A 19647-nucleotide genomic window follows, 5' to 3' on the forward strand; every position below is an offset into this window, starting at 1 on the left:
TCATGGTGACGCCTGCATCGGCGTCAGATCAGCCGCGCGGGAAGCGCGCCACGCAGCGCGTTCGTCAGCAGCAGCGCTTCGGCCCGCAGCACGTCTTCGCGGATCAATACGCGCTCTTTCGCACCGAACGTTTCGTCGTCGAGCAAAACGCCGCGCATCACGCCCGGCAATACGCCCGCGGAAAGCGGCGGCGTCCACCACGTTCCGTCCCGCTTCACGAACACGTTCGAGCGCCCGCCTTCGGTCAGCTCGCCACGCTCGTTGAAGAACAGCATGTCGAAGCCTCCCTGCGCCTCGGCCTCGCGCCACGCACGGTCGAACCCGGCGCGGCGCGTGGTCTTGCGCAGCAGAAACGCATCGGCGGAAGCCACCGGCGCGAAGCCGCGGTCGGGCGCGAGCATCACGCCCACGGGCCCTTCCGGCAGCGGCGCAAGCGGCGCGCCGGTCAGCTGCACCGCGCCGTCCTTGCCAAGGGCGGCGCGCAGGCGGTGCGCGACGCCATCGGGGAACGCGGCGCAGGTCTCGGCCAAGCGCGCGCGCAAGTCGTCGGTATCGCACGCGAAGCCTAGCCACGCAGCGCCCGCCGCCAGCCGGGCGAGATGACGCTCCAGATGGCGCACGCCCTCCGCACGCGTCGCGTACATCGTTTCGAACAGTTCGAGGCCGGGGTCGGCGCCGGTCAGGAAGCGGGCTTTCAAACGTGTCTCCTCGTATTCGTCGGCGGCGACGCTGTCGAGCACGATGCCCGCGCCCACGCCCATCTCGCCGCGCCGCAGCCCGGCCGGCACCGCGGGCGCATCGAGCGTCAAGGTGCGGATCACGACCGAAAGGCAGAAGTCGCCGCAGGCGTCGTCGCCCTTCGCTGCGTCAAGCCAGCCGATCGTCCCGGTATAGAGGCCGCGTGGACCATGCTCGATCGCGTCGATCAGCTCCATCGTACGGTGCTTGGGCGCGCCCGTGATCGAGCCGCAGGGAAAGAGCGCGCGCATGATCCCAGCAAACGACGTGCGCTCGCGCACCTTCGCCTCGACCGTCGAAGTCATCTGCCAGACCGACGCGTAAGACTCCACGCTGAAGAGCGCGGGCACGCGCACCGAACCGGTCTGCGCGACACGCGAGAGATCGTTGCGCAGCAGATCGACGATCATCACGTTTTCGGCGCGATTCTTGGGGTCGTTGGCGAGAAACTGCGCAGCGGCCAGGTCATCGACCGGATCCGGCGAGCGCGCCGCCGTGCCCTTCATGGGGCGCGCGCGCAGCGTATCGCCCCGTTTCTCGACGAACAATTCGGGCGAGCAGGACAACACCCAGCGGTCGCCCGGCAACGCGATCAATGCGCCGAACGGAACGCGCTGCCGCTCGCGCAGGCGCCGATAGAGCGCGACCGGCGGCCCGAATGCCTCGAATTGCAGCCGGTACGTGTAGTTGATCTGATAGGAATCGCCCGCACGCAGCGCCGCGTGCACGGCCTCGATGCCGCGTTCGAACTGGTCGCGGTCGACGCCGGGCACGACGCCCGCGATGCCGGCTGGCGCCGGGGTCTCGGCACCTTCGCGCGCCGCCAGCCAGGCACCGGCTTCGTCGCGCGAAAACCGCTCGCAACGCTCGAACAATAAAAAACGCAGCGCGGCCTGGCCGTGCTGCGTTCCCAAAGTATCGTCAGAGGCGCCGCTCGCCTGCTTCGCGAACTGCAGATCGCGCCCGAAATCGTAATCGCCGAGCACGACAGCATGCAGCCCCGCGCGCAGGTCGCCTTCCACCGTGCGGCATACCGCGTCGAGATCCTGCGCCCGGCTGCACACGCGCTCGCGCGCGAACCCCGTATAGAGGCGACTCGTGCGGCGCGCGGGCGTCGAATCGCCATCGTCGAGCAGCGCGAACACCGCGCCGCCGTCATTCACTGCCATAAACGCTACCTGCTGCAAGGCCGGCGGCGCGTACGTTACTTACCCGCCACCGGCGTATCACCCGCTCAGTCGAAGAAGCTCTTCACGCGGTCGAACCAGCTCTTGCTCTGCGGGCTGTGGCGCGAACCACCCTCCACGAGCGACTTCTCGAACTGCTGGAGCAGATCGCGCTGCTGGTCGGTGAGCTTGACCGGCGTTTCGACCTGCACGTGCACGTACAGATCGCCGGCGATGCTCGAACGCAGCCCCTTGATGCCCTTGCCGCGCAGGCGGAACGTCTTGCCCGACTGCGTGCCCTCGGGCACCGGGAAGGTCGCGCGGCCCGCGAGCGTCGGCACTTCGATCTCGCCGCCCAGCGCCGCCGTGGTGAACGGAATCGGCATCTGGCAGTGCAGGTCGTCGCCGTCGCGCTCGAACACCGGGTGCGACTTGATATGGATCTCGACGTAGAGATCGCCCGCCGGTCCGCCGTTGATACCCGGCTCGCCATTGCCGGCCGAGCGGATGCGCATGCCGTCGTCGATGCCCGCCGGGATCTTCACTTCGAGCGTCTTGGTTTCCTTCACCTTGCCCGCGCCGTGGCAGTTCGTGCAGGGCTCGGGAATGTACGACCCCGTGCCGTGGCACTTCGGGCAGGTCTGCTGAATGCTGAAGAAGCCCTGCGACATGCGCACCGAACCCGAGCCGTGGCAGGTCGGGCAGCTTTCCGCTTTGGTGCCGGGCTTCGCGCCCGAGCCGTGGCAGACCTCGCAACTGCTCCAGCCCGGCACGCGAATCTGCGTCTCGTAGCCGTGCGCGGCCTGCTCCAGCGTGATTTCCATGCTGTAGCGCAGATCCGCGCCGCGATACACCTGCGGGCCGCTGCGCGCGCCGCCGCGGGCGCCTGCCGTCTGGCCGAAGATGTCGCCGAAAATATCGCCGAATGCGTCCGCGAAACCGCCGAAGCCCTGCGCACCCGCGCCGCCCATGTTCGGATCGACGCCCGCGTGCCCGTACTGGTCGTAGGCCGCACGCTTTTGCGAGTCCGACAGCATTTCATAGGCTTCCTTCACCTCTTTGAAATGCTCTTCCGCATCCTTGTTGTCCGGATTGCGGTCGGGGTGGTACTTCATCGCCAGCTTGCGATACGCCTTCTTGATTTCGTCGTCGCTCGCGTTCTTCGCGACGCCCAGAACCTCGTAGTAATCCCGTTTCGCCATATCGGTTCAACGCCGGTCCCGCACGCGCTCGTGCGGCCGGCTCCTCATGAATGCTGGATCTCGTGACCCGTTTGCCGTCCCGTTCACCACCGGAAACGCCGTTGCACCCTGCTGCGACGCGTCCAGCGGCCCCTGTCGGGAACGGCCTCCATAAAACAAATGTGCCCGGAGAGCCAAAAAGGCTCGCCAGGCGTTAAGCAATGCTGCCCGCATCGTAACCGATGCGGCCATCCTGCGCCGAACATTCCCGCCGCGGCGCGGACCTCGTGCGAGGCCCCGGTTCGCCGCCGCGACCCGCCCGGCGCGGGTACGGACCGAACAACTTAGTCCTTCTTGACTTCCTTGAACTCGGCGTCGACCACGTCGTCGGCGCTGTTCTGCGCACTGGCCTGCTCCGCGCCTGCGCCCGCGGCGCCTGCTGCCGCGCCTGCCTGCTGCGCCTGCATGTCGGCGTACATCTTTTCGCCGAGTTTCTGCGAAGCGGTGGACAGCGCCTCGACCTTCGCCTCGATCGTCGCCTTGTCGGCCGACGAGCTCTTCAGCGTTTCTTCGAGGTCCTTCAGCGCGGCTTCGATCGCTTCCTTCTCGCTGGCTTCGATCTTGTCGCCGTATTCGGCCACGGCCTTCTTCGTGCTGTGAACGAGGGCATCGCCCTGGTTGCGCGCATCGGCCAGCTCACGCAGACGGTGATCTTCTTCCGCGTTCGCTTCGGCGTCCTTCACCATCTTCTCGATTTCGGCTTCCGAAAGACCCGAGTTCGCCTTGATGGTGATCTTGTTTTCCTTGCCGGTGGCCTTGTCCTTCGCGCCCACGTGCAGGATGCCGTTCGCGTCGATGTCGAAGGTCACTTCGATCTGCGGCACGCCGCGCGGTGCGGGCGGAATGCCTTCCAGGTTGAACTCGCCCAGCAGCTTGTTGCCCGCTGCCATTTCGCGCTCGCCCTGGAACACCTTGATCGTCACGGCCGACTGGCTGTCGTCCGCCGTCGAGTACACCTGAGCGTGCTTCGTCGGGATCGTGGTGTTCTTGTTGATCATCTTCGTCATCACGCCGCCGAGCGTCTCGATACCGAGCGAGAGCGGGGTGACGTCGAGCAGCAGCACGTCCTTGCGGTCGCCCGACAGAACCTGGCCTTGAATCGCGGCGCCAACGGCCACGGCTTCGTCCGGGTTCACGTCGCGGCGCGGGTCCTTGCCGAAGAACTCCTTCACCTTCTCCTGCACCTTCGGCATACGCGTCTGGCCGCCGACGAGAATCACGTCGTCGATGTCGCTGACCTTCACGCCCGCGTCCTTGATGGCCACGCGGCACGGCTCGATGGTGCGCTCGATCAGGTCTTCCACGAGCGCTTCCAGCTTGGCGCGCGTGATCTTCAGGTTCAAGTGCTTCGGACCCGAGGCGTCCGCCGTGATGTACGGCAGGTTGATTTCGGTCTGCTGGCCCGACGACAGTTCGATCTTGGCCTTTTCAGCGGCTTCCTTCAGGCGTTGCAGCGCGAGCACGTCCTTCGAAAGGTCGACGCCCTGCTCCTTCTTGAACTCGCCAATGATGTAGTCGATGATGCGTTGGTCGAAGTCTTCGCCGCCGAGGAACGTGTCGCCGTTCGTCGAGAGCACTTCGAACTGCATTTCGCCGTCAACGTCCGCGATTTCGATGATCGAGATGTCGAACGTGCCGCCGCCCAGGTCGAACACGGCGATCTTGCGGTCGCCCTTTTCGGCCTTGTCGAGGCCGAAAGCCAGTGCGGCTGCCGTCGGTTCGTTGATGATGCGCTTGACTTCCAGACCGGCGATGCGGCCGGCGTCCTTGGTGGCCTGACGCTGGCTGTCGTTGAAGTACGCGGGAACCGTGATCACGGCTTCGGTGACCGGCTCGCCGAGGTAGTCTTCAGCGGTCTTCTTCATCTTGCGCAGCACTTCGGCCGAAACCTGCGACGGCGCGAGCTTCGTGCCGTGGGCTTCGACCCACGCGTCGCCGTTGTCGTGCTTGACGATCTTGTAGGGCATCAGGCCGATGTCCTTCTGCACTTCCTTTTCTTCGAAGCGGCGGCCGATCAGGCGCTTGACGGCGTACAGCGTGTTCTTCGGGTTGGTGACCGACTGGCGCTTGGCCGGCGCGCCGACCAGCACTTCGTTGTCGTCCATGTAGGCGATGATCGACGGCGTCGTACGGGCGCCTTCCGAGTTTTCGATCACCTTGACCTGGTTGCCTTCCATCAGCGCCACGCACGAGTTCGTGGTGCCGAGGTCGATGCCGATGATTTTGCCCATTTAGCTAATCTCCAATAATTGGTCGCTGTGCGAACGGCGCCTGCGCTTTGCGCTGCCCGTTCGCTTTAATCCGGAACTGCTGCCCAAATAAGTGCCACTGAGGCGTTTTCAAGACCCTGGGCGCTATCCGGTTATTAATTTTTTTCAATCGCCACGCCGCAACCGGGACGGTTCGGCGTGAACACTTTCATCTCGCTTACTTCGGCTGGGAGACCGTGACGAGCGCCGGACGCAGCACGCGGTCGGCAATCACGTAGCCCTTCTGCAGCACGGCGACGACAGTGTTCGCCTCCTGCTCCGACGGCACCATCGAAATGGCCTGGTGGCGATGCGGGTCGAACTTCTCGCCCACCGGGTTGATAGCCAGCACCTTGCCTTTTTCGAGGGCGCCGGCGAGTTGCCGCAGCGTCAGTTCGACGCCCTCGCGCACCTTCGCGAGGTCGTCCGAGCTATGCGTGACGGCCGCTTCGAGGCTGTCCACGACCGGCAGCAGGTGCTCGGCGAAACTCTCGATGGCAAACTTGTGTGCCTTCTGGACATCTTCCTGGCCGCGACGGCGCACGTTCTCGGTTTCCGCCTTCGCGCGGACGAACGCATCCTGCAACTCGGCGATCTTCGCCTGCGCTTCGGCCAGCGCAGCGTCCACGCCGCCCTGCGCCGACTCTGCAGCAGCCGCTTCGGGCTGCGCCGGCGCGCCGGTTTGCGACGCCTCGTCCGCGGGCGTGGGATTCTGGCTCGTCGGGTTCTCTTGCGTGTTTTCCATGTCGCTGAACGTGGTTGGATAATCAAAAAAGGAGCAAAGCCCCGGGCACCCTGCCCGGTAGTTCGCACCATGTTGCTCCGGCACGACACCCGCTTTGCATGTTGCGACTGCACTTGGGTGCCGGATTGCCGATTTCAAGGGTTTTTTGCGGCTTTTTTACAATTTTTCAGACTTGGGAAACTGGCCGTTACAACCATTACTGCGGCGCCGCAAAAATGAAATTGAGTGCGCCGCTCGCCTGACCTACACTCAGGAACAGGTACTGCTCGGACCACGTTTACCCTGACCCTGCAAGTGCGTCTGAGACCCGTACCCAACACCGAGCTGGCCGTTTTCGCCGTGCATTTCTCCCGGGGGAGTACCGTGAAACTGACCTTTGCAATATCGGTGGTCGCGCTGGTACTCATTGCCGGAACCACCACCATCTGCATGTCGGGCGCCGTAACCGACAACACGACCGAATATGGCGGCGTTCATGCCGCCATGGAAGCGCTGTTCAACCCTCACGCCCAAGTTTGTCGATAGTGCGTCGGTCGCGCTTCGTCGGCCGTCCGTGCAGCACCGCCGCGGGCTCGCGAAAGAGCCGCCTGCGCTCCTGCTCCGCTGTGCGCCGCTCGCGCCCTGCCTGCGTTTCCGCGTAGAGGGTTTGCGCGACGCTAGCCGGGCCGCGCACGTCGCACAAACCCAGCACCTCGACCTCCCAGAGCACATGGTCGATCTCGATTTCGACGAGTTCGCCCACGCGCGCCTCTTTCGACGCCTTCACCACCGCGCCGCCGATGCGCACGTGCCCCTTGCCGACGGCGTCCGCCGCGAGCGAGCGGGTCTTGAAGAACCGGGCGGCCCATAGCCACTTGTCGATGCGCAGGCGCGCGGACGGGTCGGTCGAGATCTTGTAGTTCATACGATGAAGATGAAGAGCGTCCGAGCCGGATTCAGGCGAGCGCGCCGGCCGGGGACGCGGCCCGCACCGGCCAGCCCTGCAGGTTCTGGGCGACGATTTCGCCGAGAGCGGCGATCCACGCCGGCGACGAGTTCAGACAGGGAATGCGGTGAAACGCCTTGCCGCCCCCATGCAAAAATTCGTCGCGCACTTCCATGCCGATTTCCTCGATCGTTTCGAGGCAGTCTGCCGTAAAACCGGGACAGAACACGTCGGCGCGCCGCACGCCGCCCTGCCCGAGTTCGCGCAGCGTCGGCGCCGTGTAGGGCTGCAGCCACTGCGCCCGGCCAAAGCGCGACTGGAACGTGACGCGGCATTCCACCGGCGTCAGTTCGAGCGCGTGCATGAGGAGCGATGCCGTCTGCTGGCATTGGTCGTGATACGGATCGCCAAGGTCGAGCGTGCGGCTAGGCACACCGTGAAAGCTCAGCACGAGGCGGTCGCCCGCGGCGAAGTCGGGCCGGCCGTGCGCCTGCCAGTACTGCTGGACCTGCGCCGCGAGCGCCGCGATGTAGGCCGGATGGTCGTGATACGCGCGCACCGTGCGGATTTCCGGCTGGTTGCGCATGCGGCCGAGCGCGGCGAACGCGGCGTCGAATGCCGTAGCCGTGGTCGAGGCGGAGTACTGCGGATACATCGGCACGAGCAGAATGCGCTCTGCGCCCGACAGCTTGAGCTGCCGGAGCACCGAGAGCATGTCGGGCGTGCCGTAGCGCATGGCGTAATCGACGATGACCGCATAGTCGTTCGCATGCAGCAGGTGGCGCAGGCCGTCGGTCTGCTTTTGCGTGTGCACGCGCAGCGGCGAGCCTTCGGGCGTCCAGACCGCCGCATACTTCTTCGCCGACGAGCGTCCGCGCAGCGGCAGGATCAGCGTGCGCAGGATGACCTGCCAGACGGGCGCAGGAATCTCGACCACGCGCGGGTCGGAAAGAAACTGCGCCAGATAGCGACGCACCGCGCGCGGCGTGGGCGCGTCGGGCGTGCCCAGATTGATCAGCAGCACGGCGACGCGATGCGCGCCGGCGGACTGCAGCGGCCGCTCCAGATCGAAACGCATAGGCGAAGACTTGCGCCGCGCCTCAAGTCCATCGAGCGCAGCAACGGTTGCACAAGGGAACCATTATAGCGGCCGGGTCGTGCGCGCCCAGCCGGCCATTCGGCCAATGGCGCGCCGCGCGCGTTTGCTCCATGATGAAAACGTGAGCGGCTCAGTTCTGGCTGAGCGTGAGCGAAAGGAGGCGCGCGGTAATGTCGACGATGGGAATCACGCGGTTGTACGCCATGCGCGTCGGGCCGATCACGCCGAGCGTGCCCACGATCTTGCCGTTGACCTCGTACGGCGCGGTCACGACGCTCATTTCCTCGATCGGCACCAGATTCGACTCGCCGCCAATGAAGATCTGCACGCCCTGTGCGTGGCTCGATACGTCGAGCAGTTGCAGGAGGCTCGTCTTCTGGTCGAACACGTCGAAGAGCTTGCGCAGCCGCGCCATGTCCGACGAAAGGTCGGCCACTTCGAGCAAATTGCGCTCGCCCGAAATGAGCACGGTTTCACCGACGTCGGACTCGTCGGTGCTCGCCGTCACGGCGGCGTGCATCAGCGTGGTCATGTCGCCGCGCAGCGCGTCGATTTCGTCGCGCAGCCGCTGGCGCACCTCGTCGAACGAGAGGCCTGCGAAATGCGCGTTGATGTAATTGGAGGCTTCGATGAGCTCGGAGGGCGAGAAATCGCGCTGCGTCGCCATGATGCGATTCTGCACGTCGCCTTCGGGCGTCACGATGATGAGCAGGATTCGCCTGGCGGAAAGGCGCATGAACTCGATCTGCTTGAACACGTGGCTGCGGCGCGGCGTCAGCACCACCCCCGCGAACTGCGTGAGATTGGACAGCACGCTGGCGGCCGCGGCCACCACTTTCTGCGTCTCGCCGGGGCGCAGGGTGGTCTTGACCGCCTGCGTGACCGCTTCTTCGTCGGCGGCGGACTCGACGGTAAGCATCGTGTCCACGAAGAGGCGATAGCCGCGCGGGGTGGGCACGCGTCCCGCCGAGGTGTGCGGGCTGGATACGAGTCCCAGCTCCTCCAGATCCGACATGACGTTGCGGATCGTCGCCGGGCTCAGTTCCAGACCGGAATAGCGCGACAGCGTGCGCGAGCCGACCGGCTGGCCTTCGGCGATGTAGCGCTCGATCAGCGTCTTGAGGAGGGTTTGTGCGCGGGGATCTAGCATGACTGAAAATTCTAGCCTAATGGCCGCCGGGCCGCGAGTGCGCTCCGCTCGCGCGAAACGGAGCTCCGAGGCTTTTGCGGCATCCGCGCGCGGCGCGCGGCGTTGTCATCACCGCGTCACCGATTCTATCGGGAAATGCGCAAAGCACCGCCGTCCGGCCTTCCCGGGGACCGCCAGGTTCTTTTCACGATCTGACTATGGTGTAATGCCGGCATGCGAATCCAGAAGATCCAGAGCCAGTTCAAGACCGTCGCGCTAGTCGGCCGGAGCAACACGCAAGGTATCGGCGAGCCGCTGATGTCGCTCGCGCAGACCATCTCGAAGCTGGGCTTCGACGTGGTGTTCGAGGCTCAGACGGCCCACGAGATCGGCGCCGCCGGCTACCCCGCGCTCCAGGCCGCCGAGATCGGCGCGCGCGCGGACGTCGCGGTCGTGCTCGGCGGCGACGGCACGATGCTCGGCATCGGACGCCAGCTCGCACCCTACCGCACGCCGCTGATCGGCATCAACCACGGGCGGCTCGGGTTCATCACCGACATCCCGTTCTCGGACATGCAGGAGATCGTGCCGCAACTGCTCGCCGGCTCGTTCGAGCGCGAGGAGCGCACGCTGCTGGAATCGCGCATCACCCGCGACGGCGACCCGATCTATCACGCGCTCGCCTTCAACGACGTGGTCGTGAACCGCAGCGGCTTCTCCGGCATGGCCGAGCTGCGCGTGCACGTGGACGGCCGCTTCATGTACAACCAGCGCTCCGACGGGCTGATCGTCGCAACGCCCACGGGCTCGACCGCCTACGCGCTCTCCTCGCAGGGGCCGATCCTGCATCCGCAACTGCAGGGCCTCGTGCTCGTGCCGATCGCGCCGCACGCGCTCTCGAACCGCCCGATCGTGCTGCCCGACGATTGCAAGGTCAGCATTCAGATCGTGGCGGGCCGCGACGTCAACGTGAACTTCGACATGCAGTCGTTCACCTCGCTCGAACTCGGCGACGTGATCGAAGTGCGCCGCTCGCGCCATACCGTGCCCTTCCTGCATCCGGTCGGCTACAGCTATTACGCGACGCTGCGCAAGAAGCTGCACTGGAACGAGCATCCGTCGATCCCTCAGGACGATCCCGAAGGCTGACCGCGCCGCGCGCCCGCTCATCTTTCCGACCGCACGCCAACCGCAGGCAGCCAAACTCCATGCTCCGCCATCTCTCGATTCGCGACTTCGTGATCGTCGCGGCGCTCGACCTCGAATTCGACAACGGCTTTTCCGTTTTCTCCGGCGAGACCGGTGCGGGCAAGTCGATCCTGATCGACGCGCTCGCGCTGACGCTCGGCGCCCGCGCCGACGCAGGCGTCGTGCGCACCGGCGAGACCCGTGCCGACATCACCGCCGAATTCGATGTCCCGCCGCACGTCGCCTCATGGCTCGACGACCAGGCGCTCGCGAGCCCCGACGGCGAAAACACCGTGATGCTGCGCCGCGTGGTGGATGGCGGCGGCCGCTCGCGCGCGTTCATCAACGGCACGCCGGCCACGCTCACGCAGCTGCGCGAGGTTGGCGAGATGCTCGTGGACATCCACGGCCAGCACGCGCATCAGCTACTGATGCGTCCCGACGCCCAGCGCGAGCTCTTCGACACGCATGCGGGCCTGACCGAGCTCGCCGCCGCCGTCACCCGCGCGTGGCGCACGGTGCGCGACGCCCGCCAGGCCGTGGAAACCGCCCAGTCGCGCGACCGCGAACTGCAGCTCGAACGCGAGCGCCTCGCGTGGCAGCTCGCGGAGCTCGACAAGCTCGCGCCGCAGCCGGGCGAGTGGGAAGAGATCAACACGGAACACCGGCGCCTCACGCATTCGGCGAACCTGATCGACGGCGTGCAGGGCGCGCTTACCGCACTCTCCGAATCCGACGAGGCGATGCTTTCGCATCTGAACAGCATCGTCTCGAAGCTGCGCGACCTGGCGGAAATCGACCCGGCGCTAGGCGACGCGCTCGCCGCGCTCGAACCGGCGGCGATCCAGCTTCAGGAAGCGGCGTACTCGCTGTCGCACTACGCGCAGCGGCTCGAACTCGATCCCGACCGGCTCGCCCAGGTGGAAAAGCGTCTCGACGCGCTGCATTCGACGGCCCGCAAGTTCCGCCTGCAGCCCGGGACGATGCCCGAAGAACACGCGGCGCGGCGCGCGCAACTCGCCACGCTCGACGCCGCCGCGGACCTCGACAGCCTGCGCGCCGCCGCCGACCGCGCCTACGAGGCGTATCTCGCCGAAGCGAAGCAGCTTTCCAAGGCCCGCGCAAAAGCGGCGAAGGCGCTTGGGGTGGCGGTCACGCAGGGGATGCAGGAGCTTTCGATGGCGGGCGGCAGCTTCGAAGTCGCGCTCGTGCCGCTTGCGGAAGGTGGCGCGCACGGGCTGGAGCAGATCGAATTCCGCGTCGCGGGTCATGCGGGCGTGCCGTTGCGGCCGCTCGCGAAGATCGCTTCGGGCGGCGAGCTCGCGCGCATCAGCCTCGCGCTCGCCGTGATCGCGAGCGCCGCGAGCCCAACACCCACGCTGATCTTCGACGAAGTCGACACCGGCATAGGCGGCGGCGTGGCGGAAGTGGTGGGCCGGCTGCTGCATCAGCTCGGCGGCGAGCGCCAGGTGCTGTGCGTCACGCACCTGCCGCAGGTGGCGGCACGCGGCGATCATCACTTCCAGGTTTCGAAGGCGAGCGACGGCAACGGCGGCACGCTTTCGGCCGTCACCCCGCTGGACAAGCCCGGCCGCATCGAGGAAGTGGCCCGCATGCTGGGCGGGCTCGAAATCACGGCCACCACCCGCAGGCATGCGAAGGAGATGCTGGCGGCGTGAGCATGCCGCGACGCTAAACGGGTAGCCAGCACCACCTCGCCGCCAGCCTCACCCCCGCTCAAACACCCGCCGCCACAGCGCCAGCACCGCTTCGCGCTGCGCCGCCACCCGCTCGGGCGCCACGCGCGCCGTCTCCATCCCGTCCAGCCGCAACTGGTGCTGCAGCTTGCGATAGAGCCGGTACGCCGAGCCGATCGTATCGGCCTCCTCCTCGCTCATGAGGCCGAAGCGCGACACCTCGCGCAGGAGCGCGATGTTCCCTGTGTTGCGGATCAGTTCGGGGTCCTCGGCCGCATGCAGCAGCACCCAGTACTGCACGAGAAACTCGATATCGACCATGCCGCCGCGGTCGTGCTTGAGGTCGAAGAGTTCGGTCCGGTTGGGATGGCCGTCCTCCACGCGCTGGCGCATCTCGACGATCTCCTTCGCGAGCGGCGCAGCATCGCGCGGCGTAGTGAGCACCTGCACGCGGATCGCCTCGAAGGCGTTGCCGATCGCCGCATCGCCCGCCGAAAAGCGCGCGCGCGTGAGCGCCTGGTGCTCCCAGACCCACGCCGTGTTCGCCGCGTCGCCCTCGCGCAGCTGGTAGCGGCGGAACGAGTCGAGATCGGTGACTAGCAGCCCCGACTCGCCGTTCGGCCGCAGGCGCAGATCGACGTCGAACAGCGTGCCCGCGCCCGTGGCCGTCGTGAGCCACGTGATGAGGCGCCGCGCGAACGTCGCGTAGATCTCGGCGGCGCTTTCGTCCTCGTCGTCGTACAGAAAGATCAGGTCCAGGTCCGAGGCGTAGCCGAGTTCCTTGCCGCCCAGCTTGCCGTAGGCAATCGCCGCGAAGCGCGGCACCTCGCGGTGGCGCTTCGCGAATTGCTTCCAGACCGTTTCGATGGTCACGTCGAGCACGGCGTCCGCGAGCTCGGAGAGCCGGTCGCTCACATGTTCGACCGAGAGGCGGCCCGCCAGGTCGTTGAGCAGAATGCGGAACACTTCGGCCTGATGCGCGTGGCGCAGCAGGTCCATCTGCTGCTCCATATCGGCCGCGGCCGCCAGGCGCGCGCGCAACAGGCGCGAGAACTCGGGCCAGTCGAACGGCGTGGCGATGGCCTCGTCGTCGAGCAGTTCGTCGAGCAGTTGCGGATGGCGGATCAAATAGCCCGCCGCCCAGCGCGACGTGCCCAGCACCTTCAGCACGCGATCGAGCGCGTCCGGATACTCGCAGAGCAGCGCGAGATAGGCGCCGCGCCGGATCACCGCTTCGAGCAGGTCGAACATGCGCGCGAGCGTGTCGCCGCGGTGCGCGCGCGTCTCCAGCGTGCGCGCGGCCTCCAGCGCGCGCTGCGCCACGCTGTCGAAGCGCTGGCGGCTCTTTTCGGGCAACCCCGTATAGCGCGAGGACTGCCACAGCCCGCGCAGGCGCGCGAGCAGCGGCCCCGGGTCGTCGATGCCCAGGTCGTGCAGGCGCGCGAGCAGTTCGTCGTCGGCGCCCTCCTCCGCCAGCGCGGTGCTCCACACCCACGCAGCCGCGCCGTCTTCGCGCGCCGCACAACCGCCGTCGCCGTTGACCTTGTCGGCGAAGATCTGGTCGAACTGGCGCTCCACCTTGTCGCGGTGCGCGTCGAGCGTCTTCATCAGCGCGGCATAGTCGGCGAAACCCATCGCGCCCGCCAGCGCCACGCGCTCGGCCGGATCGACCGGCATCGCGTGGGTCTGCGCGTCGTCGCGATACTGCAGGCAATGCTCGAGTTCGCGCAGGAATTGATAGGCGCGCGTCAGGTCCGTGCAGACCTCCGGCGCGATCAGCCCGCGCGCCGCCGCATAGCCGAGCACCGAGAGCGTCGGCCGCACGCGAAAGCCCGCGTCCTGGCCGCCGCGAATCAACTGGAACACCTGCGCGCTGAATTCGATCTCGCGGATGCCGCCGCGCCCGAGCTTGATGTCGTCGGCCTTGTCGGGGCGCATGTGGGCGCGGCGCTGCGCTTCCTGGCGGATCTGCACGTGCAGCGAGCGGATCGCGGCGATCACGCCGAAGTCGAGATAGCGCCGGTAGACGAACGGCTTCACGAGCGCGTCGAGCTGCGAGGCAAGCCGCCGCGCGCTCTCGCTATCGGACTCCGAAACGAGCCGCCCCTTGATCCACGCATAGCGCTCCCATTCGCGGCCCTGCACGTAGAAATATTCTTCGAGCATGCCGAGGCTGCCCACGAGCGGCCCCGAGTCGCCGTTCGGGCGCAGCCGCATGTCCACGCGGAAGACGAAACCGTCGGCGGTCACGTCGCTCAAGGCGCCGATCAGCCGCTTGCCCACGCGCGTGAAGAAGTCCTGCGTCGCGATGGGCGAGCGCTGGCCGCCCGCGGTCTCGCCGTCGTCCTCGTAGACGAAGATCAGATCGATGTCCGATGAAACGTTGAGCTCGCGCCCCCCGAGCTTGCCCATGCCCACCACGCCGAGCGTGAGGCGTTCGCCGCTCGGGCCGCGCGGCTCGCCGAAGAGTGCTTCGAGGTCGGCCGTGACCACCGCCAGCGCGCGCTGGATCGCGACTTCGGCGAGATCGGTCATCGTGCCGGTGACTTCGGCCACGTCGGCCACGCGCGCAAGATCGCGCTCCATGACCGCGCAGATCACCTCCACGCGCAGCTGGCGCAACGCCTTCTTCAACTGATCGTCGGTAAGCGCCGCACCGCCCGCCTGGGCACAGAGCGCCTCCAGCCGGGCGGCGATACGCTCGCGCGTGACCGGTCCGGCGGCGAGCGCCTCGACCTGCGCCGGGAGGTCCGGGCGGGCCGCGTAAGCGCGCGCGGCATAACGAGAGTAGCGGGAACTGAGGAGGGGAATGTCGTCGATCATGAAGGCCTGGCTCGCTGGGGTGCAGCACCGGCGGCATGCATTTTGCGGGCCATCGAGGCTTCTCCGGATGGCCGATGCCGCGCCCCCATGTGATACATTTCGTGGTCAGAACGCAACGCTACCATACCCCACCCGCAGCAGCATGTCCGAGCGAAACGATCCCGCCGGCCCGCATCAAACCGGACATGCCAGCCGGGCGACCCCGGATGCGCCCGAGCACCACCACCCGGTGCTGCGCCACACGTTGCGCGTGCTCGCGGCCTTCGCGCTCGTCCTCTACTTCATCGTCGCCGCGCTCACCTTCGGGCTGCGCTACATCGTGCTGCCCTATGTCAACGACGTCCGGCCGCGCATCGAAGCCCTCGTCTCCAGCAAGATCCACGCGGAATTCCGCATCGGCAAGCTCACGCCGCACTGGCTAGGCTTCCAGCCCGGCATCGACGTCACCGATCTCACGATCCGCGACCGCCACGGCGCGATCGCGCTGAACGTGCCGCGTGCCACGGTGACCGTCTCCTGGCGCTCGCTCGTTTCCTTCGAGCTGCTGCTTTCGAGCGTCGAGGTCGAGCGCCCCGACGTCTCGATCGCCCGCGAAGACGACGGCACGCTCACCGTGGCCGGCGTGCCGGTGCCCACAGCCCATACGGGCAACGCCACGTTCACGACCTGGCTCATGCGCCAAGAGGCCATCGTGCTGCGCGGCGGCACGCTGCGCTGGCACGACGCCACGCGCAACGTGCCCGATCTCGCGCTGCACGATATCCGCCTTGCGATCCTCAACGACGGCTACGACCATCGCGTCGCGCTGCAGGCGCCAAGCGAGGGCACCGTATTGGACGGCCCGCTCGACTTCCGCGCGCACTTCCGCCACTCGCGCTTCTCCCAAGGGGGCAAACCCGTCGACTGGACCGGCAACGCCTATCTCTCCACCGGCCCCGTCGATCTGCCCACGCTCGCCCGCTACGTCAAGATCCCGATCGCCACTTATGCAGGCCGCATCGACAACACCATCTGGGCGCACTTCGCCGCGGGCCACCTGCTCTCGGCGAACGGTGTGGTCGACGGCACCGCCGTTTCGCTGCAGGTACGTCCCACCCAGCCGCGCCTCGACCTGCCCGTCGCGCACTTCCAGTGGCGCGTGGGCGTGCAGCCCGGCGACTACACGGTGCAGTTGCGCGACTTTCGCGCCGAGCTCGGCCAGCCGCCGCTCGACGACGGCACGCCGCTCGTGCGCACGCTCGATCTCACGATGCTCGACGCGCGCCTGAGACAGCAGTCGCTGCAGCACGGCCAGCTCTTCAGCGTGGCGGGCGACCGCATCGACCTCGGCATCCTCGGCGAGTTCATGCGCGCGCTGCCGCTGCCGGGCCGCGTGGAAAACGCCCTGATCCGTTTCAATCCGCAGGGGCTCGTCGCGAACTACGACCTCGCACTGGAGCGCGCCGCGCCGGAGTCGGGCGAGGCCGCCACCGAGCAACGCGGGACGAGCGCCGAGCCGATCATCCACTACCGGCTCAAGGCCGACCTGCAGGGCATCAGCGTGGACGCGCAGGAGCCGGGGCCGGGTCTCACGCCGCGCGGCCACCCGCGCGCGGGCCTGCCCGGCTTCGAGAACCTCTGGGGCCGCATCGACTCCGACGAGACGCACGGCACCATCCGCTTCGACACCACCAAGGCCGCCGTCACGCTGCCGGGCGTGTTCGACAACCCGCGCCTCACGTTCGACCGGCTTTACGGCGCGGGCAAGTGGACCGTGGCGCCGAAGCGCGAACCGGGCGACACGCACAAGGCCTTCGAGGTGGACGTCTCGGAACTGGGTGTCGCGAACGAGGATGCGCGCGCGAAGATGACCGCGCACTACACGAACCCCGGCCACGGACGCGGCGCGCTCGACCTGAAAGCGGACTTCGAGACGGCCCAGGTCAAGGCCATCCCGCGCTACCTGCCGACGAGCCTCTCCGAAAAGGTGCGCACCTACCTCGGCCACGGCCTGCAGGCCGGCGTCTCGAAGGGCGCCACGCTGGAGATCCACGGCGACCTCACGCTGTTCCCCTACTCGCGCGCGCCCGATGCCGGCCAGTTCCGCATCGTCGCGCCGTTCGCGGGCGGCCGCTTCGACCCGTCGCCGTTCCCGCCGAAGAAGCTCAGGAACGGCGCGCCCAACGTGTGGCCCGCGTTCGACGGCATCGACGGCGTGTTCACGCTTGCCGAGAACAAGCTGCGCTTCGACGTGGCGCGCGGCCACTATCGCGGCTTCGTCCTGCACGACGTGAGCGGCCGCATCGACGACCTCGGCACGAAGGGATCCGATCTTTTCATCAGCGGCGCCGGTCGCGGCCCGCTTGCCGATCTGCTCGACTACGCGGACAACAGCTCGATCGGCTACGTGTCGAAACACGCCACCGCGAAGGTGCGCGCGCAAGGACCGGCAACGCTTGCGCTCAAGCTCACGATCCCGCGCGTGCCCAAGCCCAAGGTCAAGCTGGCGGGCACGATAGGCTTTGAAAACGACCAGCTCACGGCCGACAACGTGCCGCCGGTTTCGAATCTCACGGGCAAGGTCCGCTTCAGCAACCACAGCGCGCAGGTCGAAGCGCTGAACGCGCGTTTCCTCGGCGGCGCCCTGCATGCCAACGGCGGGCTGAGCGAAGACGGCCGCTATGCGCTCGACGTATCGGGCAACGTCGCCGTCGATGCGGCGCGCGGCCTGAACCTGCGCGGCACGGCGGCCGCCGTGCTGGGCCGCCTGAGCGGGCAGGCGCCGTATGCGCTCAGCGTGAGCGGCACGAAGGGCCATCTGCCCGACGTGAAGGCCTCGTCGGACCTGACCGATCTTGCGCTCGATCTGCCCGCGCCATTCGGCAAGACCGCCGGAACGCCGATGCCGCTGCGCTTCGAACTGCAGCCGGGCGCGGGCGACGGCAGCGACGCCGGCAATCCCGCCGCGTTCCAGCATGCGGATGTGACGCTCGGGCCGTTCGCCGCGAAGTATGTGCTGCGGCGCGTGCCTGGCCACGTGCCCGACGTGGTGCGCGGCGCGATCTCGATGAACCGGCCCGTCGATCTGCCGACGGACGGCGTGACCGCCAACGTCGACATGCCCGCCTTCGATGCCGACGCGTGGCGCGGCGTCGTGCAGCAGATTCGCGGCACGGCGGCCGCGAGTGCGGCTGCCGCGACTCCGGCGAGCAGCACGCAGACGGTTGCGGCGAATGCCCCCGGTAGCGCGGCCAGTGGCGCTTCGGCCGCCGCCAGCGGCGCCAGCCCGGCGCAGGTCGCCTCTCCGCCAGCCACCGCCCCAGCGCAGACCGCCGCCTCTCCGGCCGCCCCCCCCCCGGCACAAGCCGCCTCGTCGCCGGCCGCCGCCCCGCCCATGCCCGGCGGCGCCTTCGCCCAGTTCCTGCCGTCGCGCTTCGCGGTACACGTCGGCACGCTCACGCTGCTCAAGCGCCACTGGGAGAACGTCGTGGTCGGCGCGACGCGCACCGGCCGTGACTGGCAGGCCAACCTCGCCTCGAACCAGGTTTCCGGGCATCTCTCCTGGAAGCCCGGCGCCGTCCCTGGCTCGCCGGGCACGCTCGAGGCGCGTCTCGCGCGCCTCGTCGTGCCCGCCGCGACCGAAAACGACCTGCTCGGCCAGGCCATTTCGCAGCCCGCCCAGAACATGCCCTCCATCGACCTGGTCGTGAACCAGTTGATCGTGCGAGGCCGCGATTTCGGCCGGCTGCAGGTCAACGCGCGCAATATCGACGAGAACGGCGTGCCGGTCTGGCAGCTCGACACGCTCGATCTCAACAACCCCGACGCGCATCTCGCCGCGACGGGCAACTGGCGCTCGATCGGCGACGTCGGCCCCGACCTCGAATCGGCGACGCCGCGCCGCACCGCGCTCGAATTCCGCCTCGACATCAAGGATGCCGGCGCCCTGCTCGCACGCGCGGGCAAGCCGCGCACGCTCAAGGCCGGCGAAGGCACGTTGTCCGGCAAGCTGGACTGGCGCGGCGGCCCGACGAAGATCGATTACCCGTCGCTCGAAGGCAGTGTTGCCGTCGATCTGCGCCACGGCCAGATCCTCAAGGTCGATCCGGGCGTGGCCAGACTGCTCGGCGTGCTGAGCCTGCAAAGCCTCGCGCGCTACGCGAGCACGGACTTCCGCGACGTGATCGGCGAGGGCCTGCCCTTCACGAGCGTCACGGGCACGGGCGTGATCGAAAACGGCGTCGGCCGCACGAACGATTTCAAGCTCATCACCGCACCGGCCCGCGCCCAGATGAGCGGCAGCGTCGACCTCGCCCACGAGACCCAGGACCTGCGCGTACACGTGGAGCCGACCGTCAGCCTGGGCGCCGGCGTGATCGCCGCGGCGGTCATCAATCCGCTCATCGGCCTTGGCGCGCTCGTCGCCGACTTCGCGCTCTCGCACACCGTCGAGTCGGCGTTCGCGATCGACTACGCAATCACGGGCTCCTGGGCCAAACCGCACGTCGAGCGGCTGCACGGCGATCAGGGTAAGATGAACGCGCAGTCGCCGGCCACGGCGCATTGAACATGCGCTCCTGCGCCGTGCGCGCCGTACCGGCCAGCCGCCCTGTTTGTCGCACCAGGTCACGCCGGGCGCCGCACCGGGCGGCGACCTTCATGAGCCAC

12 protein-coding genes are annotated in these 19647 nt (G+C 67.6%); 4 read left to right on the forward strand and 8 right to left on the reverse strand.

Annotation, left to right across the window (positions count from 1 at the left end; all coding sequences use genetic code 11):
* Positions 1 to 23: 23 nt before the first annotated feature.
* From pabB to grpE, 4 genes are all read right to left on the reverse strand, one after another.
* A complete protein-coding gene (pabB, locus tag V8683_RS16190; protein ID WP_411186950.1) occupies positions 24 to 1907 on the reverse strand; it encodes an aminodeoxychorismate synthase component I in 1884 nt (627 codons plus the stop codon).
* A gap of 65 nt (positions 1908 to 1972) precedes the next feature.
* A complete protein-coding gene (gene dnaJ, locus V8683_RS16195) occupies positions 1973 to 3106 on the reverse strand; it encodes a molecular chaperone DnaJ (RefSeq protein ID WP_411186952.1) in 1134 nt (377 codons plus the stop codon).
* Between the two features lie 323 nt (positions 3107 to 3429).
* On the reverse strand, positions 3430 to 5376 hold the full coding sequence (dnaK, locus tag V8683_RS16200; RefSeq protein ID WP_411186954.1) for a molecular chaperone DnaK: 1947 nt from the start codon (positions 5374 to 5376) through the stop codon (positions 3430 to 3432).
* Between the two features lie 196 nt (positions 5377 to 5572).
* A complete protein-coding gene (gene grpE / locus V8683_RS16205) occupies positions 5573 to 6139 on the reverse strand; it encodes a nucleotide exchange factor GrpE (RefSeq protein ID WP_411186956.1) in 567 nt (188 codons plus the stop codon).
* A 363-nt stretch (positions 6140 to 6502) separates the two neighbouring features.
* Between grpE and V8683_RS16210 the strand changes: the two genes are divergently transcribed.
* On the forward strand, positions 6503 to 6664 hold the full coding sequence (locus V8683_RS16210) for a hypothetical protein (RefSeq protein WP_169740126.1): 162 nt from the start codon (positions 6503 to 6505) through the stop codon (positions 6662 to 6664).
* Here V8683_RS16210 and V8683_RS16215 read toward each other — a convergent pair.
* The 3 genes from V8683_RS16215 to hrcA form a co-directional block, all read right to left on the reverse strand.
* On the reverse strand, positions 6636 to 7043 hold the full coding sequence (locus V8683_RS16215; protein ID WP_411186958.1) for an RNA-binding S4 domain-containing protein: 408 nt from the start codon (positions 7041 to 7043) through the stop codon (positions 6636 to 6638). The two genes, V8683_RS16210 and V8683_RS16215, sit on opposite strands and share 29 nt — an antisense overlap.
* Before the next feature lie 31 nt (positions 7044 to 7074).
* The gene (gene hemH / locus V8683_RS16220; protein ID WP_411186960.1) at positions 7075 to 8142 is read right to left on the reverse strand and encodes a ferrochelatase; all 1068 of its coding nucleotides are present in this window, start codon (positions 8140 to 8142) and stop codon (positions 7075 to 7077) included.
* A gap of 151 nt (positions 8143 to 8293) precedes the next feature.
* Positions 8294 to 9313 carry a heat-inducible transcriptional repressor HrcA gene (gene hrcA, locus V8683_RS16225; RefSeq protein WP_411186962.1) on the reverse strand — a complete coding sequence of 340 codons (1020 nt, stop codon included), beginning with the start codon at positions 9311 to 9313 and terminating at the stop codon, positions 8294 to 8296.
* Between the two features lie 213 nt (positions 9314 to 9526).
* On the opposite strand from hrcA, the gene V8683_RS16230 reads away from it, so the two are divergent.
* Positions 9527 to 10441, forward strand: coding sequence for an NAD kinase (locus tag V8683_RS16230; RefSeq protein WP_411186964.1), 915 nt, complete (start codon positions 9527 to 9529; stop codon positions 10439 to 10441).
* 59 nt (positions 10442 to 10500) lie between these two features.
* Positions 10501 to 12159, forward strand: a complete 1659-nt coding sequence (recN, locus tag V8683_RS16235) for a DNA repair protein RecN (protein ID WP_411186966.1) — start codon at positions 10501 to 10503, stop codon at positions 12157 to 12159.
* A gap of 48 nt (positions 12160 to 12207) precedes the next feature.
* On the opposite strand, the gene glnE is transcribed toward recN, so the two are convergent.
* Entirely contained in the window at positions 12208 to 15000 is a 2793-nt protein-coding gene (gene glnE / locus V8683_RS16240) for a bifunctional [glutamate--ammonia ligase]-adenylyl-L-tyrosine phosphorylase/[glutamate--ammonia-ligase] adenylyltransferase (protein ID WP_411186968.1), read from the reverse strand.
* 142 nt (positions 15001 to 15142) lie between these two features.
* Here glnE and V8683_RS16245 point away from each other — a divergent pair, with 142 nt between their 5' ends.
* Positions 15143 to 19546 (forward strand): YhdP family phospholipid transporter, encoded by a 4404-nt coding sequence (locus tag V8683_RS16245; protein ID WP_411186970.1) that lies wholly within the window; start codon positions 15143 to 15145, stop codon positions 19544 to 19546.
* Positions 19547 to 19647: the final 101 nt, after the last annotated feature.

It is taken from the genome of Paraburkholderia sp. AV2 (assembly GCF_054968425.1).

What these genes read in the sequence shown, in the direction of transcription:
- pabB (WP_411186950.1), bottom strand. Translation starts at nt 1,907, where the DNA reads ATGGCAGTGAATGACGGCGGCGCGGTGTTCGCGCTGCTCGACGATGGC.
- dnaJ (WP_411186952.1), bottom strand. Translation starts at nt 3,106, where the DNA reads ATGGCGAAACGGGATTACTACGAGGTTCTGGGCGTCGCGAAGAACGCG.
- dnaK (WP_411186954.1), bottom strand. Translation starts at nt 5,376, where the DNA reads ATGGGCAAAATCATCGGCATCGACCTCGGCACCACGAACTCGTGCGTG.
- grpE (WP_411186956.1), bottom strand. Translation starts at nt 6,139, where the DNA reads ATGGAAAACACGCAAGAGAACCCGACGAGCCAGAATCCCACGCCCGCG.
- V8683_RS16215 (WP_411186958.1), bottom strand. Translation starts at nt 7,043, where the DNA reads ATGAACTACAAGATCTCGACCGACCCGTCCGCGCGCCTGCGCATCGAC.
- hemH (WP_411186960.1), bottom strand. Translation starts at nt 8,142, where the DNA reads ATGCGTTTCGATCTGGAGCGGCCGCTGCAGTCCGCCGGCGCGCATCGC.
- hrcA (WP_411186962.1), bottom strand. Translation starts at nt 9,313, where the DNA reads ATGCTAGATCCCCGCGCACAAACCCTCCTCAAGACGCTGATCGAGCGC.
- V8683_RS16230 (WP_411186964.1), top strand. Translation starts at nt 9,527, where the DNA reads ATGCGAATCCAGAAGATCCAGAGCCAGTTCAAGACCGTCGCGCTAGTC.
- recN (WP_411186966.1), top strand. Translation starts at nt 10,501, where the DNA reads ATGCTCCGCCATCTCTCGATTCGCGACTTCGTGATCGTCGCGGCGCTC.
- glnE (WP_411186968.1), bottom strand. Translation starts at nt 15,000, where the DNA reads ATGATCGACGACATTCCCCTCCTCAGTTCCCGCTACTCTCGTTATGCC.
- V8683_RS16245 (WP_411186970.1), top strand. Translation starts at nt 15,143, where the DNA reads ATGTCCGAGCGAAACGATCCCGCCGGCCCGCATCAAACCGGACATGCC.